Raw genomic sequence first — 7545 nt, forward strand, 5'->3', positions numbered from 1 at the left:
GGATTCCAATCCGCGTACGGATTCAACCAGTAATGCATCCTCACCCAGCGTGGTGGTGAGCTGGAACAGGCGGTCGGTCGCGGTGAATTGACCGAGCAATTGCTGGAACAGTGGGGTGAGCATGGATATGGGCGAGCGGGGATTGGGTGAAGGAAAATTATGCCATCCAGATGCCGGGATGCCTAGTGGTGGTCATCGCCGTCTCGGCATCAGCCTGCGGCGCACCGCGATGGGGGCGACACCCACGCACCACGCACTAGCCATGCTCCACTGGAAAGACGTCGGTGAATGGCATCTTGTGATGTCCTATGTCAAGGTGAACGGGTCAATGAAGCGGGCCTCGGTTGAATGATAGTCTCTAAGAACCTGTTCAAAGTCTTATTACGCGGCCACGATCAGGGCTCATATGCTGCTCAACATTCTCATGTATCATACCTACACACCGGTTTTTGCGCTGTGCTCCACCACCGCTGGTAGCCGTTCATCACAGACCTTGAACAGGTTCTAAGTCAGGATAACGTAGCCAGTGGGCACCAAGATTGATATGACCCCTCTCTGTCTGAGCTGGATTACTTCTGCAATGAAAGATGGTTCAACCAATGACAGGTCGACCTCGTACCTTTCAAAAAATGACACGTTGCCCTCACAGCGGTGCGAGGCAAATAAGTTAAGTCAAGTAAATGCTGTCAAGCCGTGTGATGGTGCCAAGTGGAGTGTGACAGATTTACCTCGTTGTACGGGATAGGAGCCGTGCTGACTACCGTAAGTAGATTGCGATGTCAAAGTCCACATCACGATTTGCTTGCATAGTAGTGTCAAATCGAATGCAAACTCACTGCAAGGTGGCTTTGACAAAGGTTCAGAAATGAAAGTGAAGGATCGTGTGCGTTCTGTTTCTAACTTGATATAACCGCCGCATTGGCCCGCGCCATGTGCAGTTTTTTGTAGCTGTCGATCAGGCGCTGATGTCGATCGAGCCCTTCCAGTTTCATGCTTGTTGGCGTTAAGCCGTAGAAGCGTACGCTGCCTTCCACCGACCCCAGCACCGCATCCATCCGGGTGTCGCCAAACATCCGACGGAAATTGACCACGTAATCGTCGAGTTCGAGCGCGTCGTCTAGCACCACCTCCAACACGACGTTCAAGGCCTGATAAAACAATCCGCGCTCGACTGTGTTGTCGTTGTATTGCAGGAAAGCACCCACCAAGTCCTGTGTCGCTTCAAATTGCTTCAAGGCAAGGTGAATCAATAGCTTCAACTCGAGAATCGTCAGCTGACCCCACACCGTGTTCTCGTCGAACTCGATGCCGATCAAGGTAATGATGGTGGTGTAGTCATCGATTTCACTGTCTTCCAGGCGTTCAAGTAGGGCTTCCAGGCTGGCATCATCGAGGCGATGCAGGTTCAGGATGTCGTCGCGGAATGACAGTGCCCTGTTGGTGTTGTCCCAGATCAGGTCTTCCACCGGGTAGACTTCCGAATAGCCTGGCACCAAGATGCGACAGGCCGTTGCGCCGAGTTGGTCATAGACCGCCATGTACACTTCCTTGCCCATGTCTTCGAGAATGCCGAGCAGCGTTGTGGCTTCCTCGGTATTGGAGTTCTCGCCCTGACCGGAAAAGTCCCATTCGACGAATTCATAGTCAGCTTTGGCACTGAAGAAGCGCCACGATACAACGCCGCTGGAATCGATAAAGTGTTCAACAAAGTTATTGGGCTCTGTCACGGCGTGACTTTCGAAGGTCGGTCGAGGTAAATCGTTCAAGCCTTCAAAGCTACGCCCCTGCAGCAGCTCCGTCAGACTGCGCTCCAGCGCTACTTCAAGACTAGGGTGAGCCCCGAACGAGGCAAAAACGCCACCTGTACGTGGGTTCATCAGGGTGACACACATCACGGGGTATTTCCCGCCCAGCGACGCATCCTTTACCAGCACAGGAAAGCCTTGCGCTTCCAGGCCCTGAATCCCAGCCAGAATGCCGGGATATTTTGCCAGCACTGCTTGCGGTACGTCAGGCAGTGCGTATTCACCTTCCAGAATTTCACGTTTTACTGCCCGTTCGAAGATTTCCGATAGGCATTGCACTTGCGCTTCGGGTAGCGTATTGCCGGCACTCATGCCATTGCTGAGGAACAAATTGTCGATCAGGTTTGACGGGAAATACACCACTGCGCCGTCTGACTGGCGCACATAAGGCAGCGAACAGATACCGCGCTGTACATTGCCGGAATTGGTGTCATAAAGATGTGAGCCACGCAACTCGCCATCAGCGTTGTAAATCCGCAGACAGTGCTCGTCGAGAATGCCAACCGGCAGCGCATCTTTAGGGCCTGGCTTGAACCACTGCTCGTCTGGGTAATGAACAAACGCCGCGTTGCCGATGTCTTCTCCCCAAAACTGATCATTGTAAAAGTGATTGCAATTCAGTCGCTCAATGAATTCGCCCAGTGCCGAGGCCAATGCGCTTTCTTTGGTTGCTCCCTTGCCATTGGTGAAACACATTGGTGAGTGCGCATCGCGGATATGCAGTGACCATACGTTGGGAACCAGATTGCGCCACGAAGCGATTTCAATCTTCATGCCCAAGCCTGCCAAAATGCCTGACATATTGGCGATGGTTTGCTCCAGTGGCAGATCTTTGCCAGCAATATAGGTGCTCGTTTCCGAAGCAGGGCTCAGCGTCAGCAAAGCCTGCGCATCGGCGTCTAAATTTTCCACCTCCTCAATTACAAACTCAGGCCCGGTTTGCACCACCTTTTTCACCGTGCAACGATCAATGGAGCGCAAAATACCCTGGCGGTCCTTGGTAGAAATATCCGCCGGCAACTCGACCTGAATCTTGAAAATCTGTTTGTATCGGTTTTCCGGGTCAACAATATTGTTCTGCGACAGGCGGATGTTATCCGTGGGAATATTGCGAGTTTCACAGTACAGCTTGACAAAGTAAGCTGCACACAAAGCCGACGAGGCCAGAAAGTAATCGAACGGACCTGGTGCCGAGCCATCACCTTTATAGCGGATAGGCTGATCGGCGATTACTGTGAAGTCATCGAACTTGGCTTCCTGGCGAAGCTTGTCGAGAAAGTTGACCTTGATTTCCATGCGGGACTATCCAAAATAGGGTTCAAAACAATTTGGCCGCTATTATCCAGTTTTTCAGCCAGAGTCATGTGCTTTTCAGCAACAACCATTGATTTGCACCACGCTAGCGCATACTTTTTCTCACGCCAAGCGAGCCTATTGATTCGGGCACTTAGCGTATGAGTTTCTTTCTTGCATGGCGGCCCCATTGCATGTGGATAAATTGGATAAAGAAGACGCCCGTTATCAAACCCTGGAGCAGTTGCAAGCGCACCGCAAGCAGGTGGTTGGTTCACGCAAGCGTGGTAATGGGGTGATGTAGATCGTTGAACTGTCAGGCCTGAGCTACCCGGCAGTACGTAAGACGATTGATCTGTTTGAGGTCGGTGATTGGCCAGTTGCTCGCACACTGGTGATTGACACCGCTACATGACCTTGCTGGAAAACTCACCAGATCGAGTCCGGGCTTACTTTCAAGACCCGGTGGTCAAGTATGCAGCGGGCAAAGCATCTGGTGTCCTGATTAATCGTATCGGATGATTACATGTCGCCAATCCGCCAGTGCCCTTCAGTCCCTGAATCTGTGTAATTCAGCCACACATCATTGATGGCATGCTGTAGTTTGGTCGCCTTCAGTTTCTCATTGTCGAATGCGCTGAATGGCGCGGCAAAACGATAGCGCCCACCGGTTTCGTTGCTGCAAGTGGCAGCGCCTTGTGACCAATTACCACCAGCCTGGGTGATATACCAGTCCTGTCCTGCGATTGCCCGGCATGCAAAACGCAAAGGGGTAGTGCAATCGGCATCATTGAAACGGCCATTGGGCCAATGTTGGGCACAGTGTTCGATACCGTTCCAGTTATTGGGTTCGCTGGGTGCCCAGCTCCAGACGCCGCGCTCCAGGCGGCCGTCAAAGGGCGTGAGCTTATCGAAGCCAAACAGGTTGGCACCACATTTCAGTAATCCTTCGGTCAAATCTGGTGTGATGGGTTTGTCAGGGTCGCCAAAAACACCGGAGAGTGCAGTGCGATCCTCATAAAAACGGATGATCCAGCGGTTGTAGTCATCATGGCTGTAACGTACTGATCGGCAATTGGGGTAAGGTTGGTAGGTGGATTGGCTATCGGTCGGGTAACCGTTGACATGACTGCCGATGCCGCCGAATACCCAGCTGTTGTAGTTGGCATCTGTGCAACCGTCACTCATCAGTAAGACGCGCTTGCCGCCATCGAGCAGCTGCCGCTTGGTCCAATTCATCGGAATACCCTGGCACGTCCCATTGAGTGGTCGGTAAATCAGATTGCCCAACTGCTGGTTAAGTACTTCAATCGCTTTGCCATGGTCACCACCGTTGATATGGCTTTCAAGGTAAATCAGCAAGACTTCTGGCTGATTGGCGGTTTCATCCAGCCATTGACGAATCTCCATCAGGCCATCCTTCAATGGTCGGTCATAGCCAGAGCAGCCAACGTGATTGGATTTGGCATGACATAACAGTAGATCCTTGTGCCATTGCCAGGGCCAGCCGCTCATATTGGTATAGGAATGCACATCCAACTCCAATGCACGTGCGCCCATGCGTAATTGATCGTAGATCGAACGCTCCTGGTTTGGGTCGTGGTAGCGTAGGGCTGTTTGATATGCGCGGGCGTTGTAGGAGTTGTGAGTGCCCAGAAAGGTGGACTGCGATAAGGGTGCTTGCTCATCCAAGGCGCTTTGCATTGTCAAGGTACGATAAGTCCAGGTCTGGCGGAAGTCGTCGACATCGCTGGCCAGGCAGAAAGTGGCGATGACCAACCAGCTGGCAGAAGCCAGGGTAGGGATGGAGGGATTCATTGTATGTCTCCTCTGCTTGTTATGATTTGTTGATAACGAGCTTTTCTTGTTCGTTTTTGGATGAAAACGATGTTTTTTCTTGTTATGTGATAGTGTGAAAAAGAGCTGAATGCAAAGCTCATTTCGGTTATGTAAGGCTCGTTGGTGCTGGATTCTCGCCGACAGGCCATGCAGGGCATGGTTATAATGTGGAACGACTGTTAAAACGGATTGCAATGAGATGATTGAGCTGTTTACTGCATCAACGCCCAATGGCCAGAAGGCATCCATCATGCTGGAGGAAGTTGGTCTGCCCTATGAGGTACGCGCGCTGAATCTGGGCGAATTGGAGCAAAAACAGGATTGGTTTCTCGTGATCAACCCCAATGGCCGCATTCCAGCCATCATCGATCACGGCAATGACGACTTTGCAGTATTTGAATCAGGTGCCATCCTGATCTATCTGGCTGAAAAAACAGGCAAGCTGTTGCCGACAGATGCCAAGGGGAGGTCAAAGGTACTGCAATGGCTGATGTTCCAGATGGGCGGGGTTGGCCCAATGCAAGGGCAGGCGAATGTGTTCTATCGTTATGCGCCCGAAAAGCTGCCTTATGCGATTGAACGCTATCAAAAAGAAACACGTCGATTATTCGAGGTGTTGAACACGCAATTGGGCAAGACGCCATTCCTGGCCGGGGATTATTCGATTGCGGATATTGCTACATTCCCATGGGTGCGTATTTACGACTGGTCTGGTATTTCGGTGGAGGGCTTGCCGCACCTGCAACGCTGGTTTGCTGAGCTGGAGGCTCGTCCAGCGGTGCAGCGCGGCTTGGCCATACCCGTGAAGCGTGAGCTGAAACCGGCAGAAGCGCATACACAGGAAATTGTCGAATCCGTCAGAAAGATGTTGTAAGTCATGCGTGGCCAAGCACGTTTGTTGAAGGCGGTACAGTCGCTGTTTTTTGCTCGCGACCCGCGCCGGAAGGTTTATGCGGTATTGGTGCTGGTCTCGGCGCTGATCGCTGCGGGGTGGTCCCAACTGGGTAAAGCCGGTGACGATGCCATTGAGGGCAGGGTGGTCGGTGTGGCCGATGGCGACACGATTACAGTACTGGATGCCAGCCAAATTCAGCATAAGGTACGTTTTGCCTTCATCGATGCCCCGGAGAAAAACCAGGCTTGGGGCCAGCGAGCTAAGCAGGCGCTGTCTGACCGGGTGTTCGGGCAGTCAGTGCGTGTGGATGTGGTTGATCGCGACAAGTATGGCCGTAGTGTCGGTTGGGTTTGGTTGGGTGATACGGACGTCAATTTAGCGCAACTCAGCGATGGGTTTGCTTGGCACTATGTGCAGTTTGCCAAGAAGCTTCAAACCGGCAGCGACTTTGACCGGTATCAAGTAGCAGAATCACAAGCACGTGAGGCGCAGTCGGGCCTGTGGGCAGATACCAAGCCGATGCCACCCTGGCAGTTCCGCAAGGGCAAGAGCAGGGCACGTGATCATGAATTCGACACCATGCCGACCCAAATTGAGCCCATTGAGGCAGATGCGCCAGCTCAATGACCAAATGACAGGACTGTTGGGGATGACGGACTGATGACGGAGCGTACTGTCACCGGACAGATCACCCCGACCTTGTGGTATCGGTTATCCGGTTTCTATTTTGCCTATTTCGCTTTCAATGGCGTGGTATCCGCCTATTGGGGGCTATACCTGCACGCCTTGGCATTTTCAGCATGGCAGATTGCCGTGCTGATGTCGCTGCAACAGGCGGTGCGCATTGTTGGCCCGTCCTTTTGGGGCTGGTTGTCAGACCGCACCGGTCGGCGAGCGGTGATTGTGCGTGGTGTGAGTGTAGCCGCCGTGGCCAGCTTCTGCATCATGCTGATCAATCAACAGTTCATCACCTTGTTTGTGGCGTTGCTGGCACTGTTCTTTTTCTGGAGTGCCAGCCTGCCTCTGGTCGAGGCCACAACGTTGACCCTGTTGGGTAGCGAAACCCATCGCTACAGTCGCATTCGCCTGTGGGGTTCGGTGGGTTTCATGCTTGCTACTGTATTGATGGGACATGCAATCGACTGGCTTGGCGTTGGCGTCGTGCCGTGGGCCGTGTTGGGCTGCATGGTATCGATCACCCTGTATGCCTGGTTGATTCCGGAAGCGAAGCCGGCAGGCCCGGTAAGCCAGTCAACGGACTTGATGCAGGTGTTGCAGCAAAAAGTCGTGATGGCCTTTTTTATCGCCAGTTTCTTGATGGCGCTGGCGCATGGTCCTTATTACACCTTCTATTCCATCTATCTGGAAATGGCAGGCTATGCCAAAAGTACCATTGGCTACTTGTGGGCGATTGGCGTGGTGGCGGAGGTGCTGGCCTTTTTATTCATGTCTCGTTTGCTGACTTGGTTGGGGCTGCGCGGCTTGTTCCTACTGGGTTTGGCATTGGCCGTGGTTCGGTTTCTGATCATTGGCTGGTGTGTGCAATCCACTGTCATCATGGTGCTTGCGCAAGTGTTACACGCCGCAACCTTTGGTACCAATCACGCAACCGCCATCGCCCTGGTGCATCGATTCTTTCAAGGGCGGAACCAGGCACGGGGTCAGGCACTCTATATCTGTGCATCCTTTGGTTTGGGTGGCACGCTGGGGGGC

6 protein-coding genes and 1 pseudogene are annotated in these 7545 nt (G+C 52.9%); 5 read left to right on the forward strand and 2 right to left on the reverse strand.

What is annotated here, in order from left to right; translation table 11 throughout:
• Positions 1-121 precede the first annotated feature (121 nt).
• Positions 122-352 carry a hypothetical protein gene (locus FFS57_RS23960; protein WP_137940353.1) on the forward strand — a complete coding sequence of 77 codons (231 nt, stop codon included), beginning with the start codon at positions 122-124 and terminating at the stop codon, positions 350-352.
• A 544-nt stretch (positions 353-896) separates the two neighbouring features.
• Here the strand turns inward: FFS57_RS23960 and FFS57_RS23965 are convergent.
• The gene (locus FFS57_RS23965) at positions 897-3101 is read right to left on the reverse strand and encodes an OsmC domain/YcaO domain-containing protein (protein ID WP_137940354.1); all 2205 of its coding nucleotides are present in this window, start codon (positions 3099-3101) and stop codon (positions 897-899) included.
• Positions 3102-3303: 202 nt separating this feature from the next.
• Here FFS57_RS23965 and FFS57_RS26340 point away from each other — a divergent pair.
• Positions 3304-3486 (forward strand): annotated as a pseudogene (locus tag FFS57_RS26340) (IS630 family transposase); the annotation flags it as partial.
• Between the two features lie 134 nt (positions 3487-3620).
• Here the strand turns inward: FFS57_RS26340 and FFS57_RS23970 are convergent.
• Positions 3621-4916 carry a phosphatidylinositol-specific phospholipase C domain-containing protein gene (locus FFS57_RS23970; RefSeq protein ID WP_137940355.1) on the reverse strand — a complete coding sequence of 432 codons (1296 nt, stop codon included), beginning with the start codon at positions 4914-4916 and terminating at the stop codon, positions 3621-3623.
• A gap of 220 nt (positions 4917-5136) precedes the next feature.
• Between FFS57_RS23970 and FFS57_RS23975 the strand changes: the two genes are divergently transcribed.
• The 3 genes from FFS57_RS23975 to FFS57_RS23985 all read left to right on the forward strand — a co-directional run.
• Positions 5137-5811, forward strand: a complete 675-nt coding sequence (locus tag FFS57_RS23975; protein ID WP_137940356.1) for a glutathione S-transferase family protein — start codon at positions 5137-5139, stop codon at positions 5809-5811.
• 3 nt (positions 5812-5814) lie between these two features.
• Complete coding sequence (locus FFS57_RS23980; protein WP_137940357.1) at positions 5815-6459, forward strand: thermonuclease family protein; 645 nt, start codon at positions 5815-5817, stop codon at positions 6457-6459.
• Positions 6460-6492: 33 nt separating this feature from the next.
• On the forward strand, positions 6493-7545 hold a 1053-nt coding region (locus tag FFS57_RS23985), incomplete at its 3' end, for an MFS transporter (RefSeq protein ID WP_137940358.1).

It is taken from the genome of Chitinivorax sp. B, from assembly GCF_005503445.1.
Taxonomy (GTDB): Bacteria; Pseudomonadota; Gammaproteobacteria; order Burkholderiales; family SCOH01; genus Chitinivorax.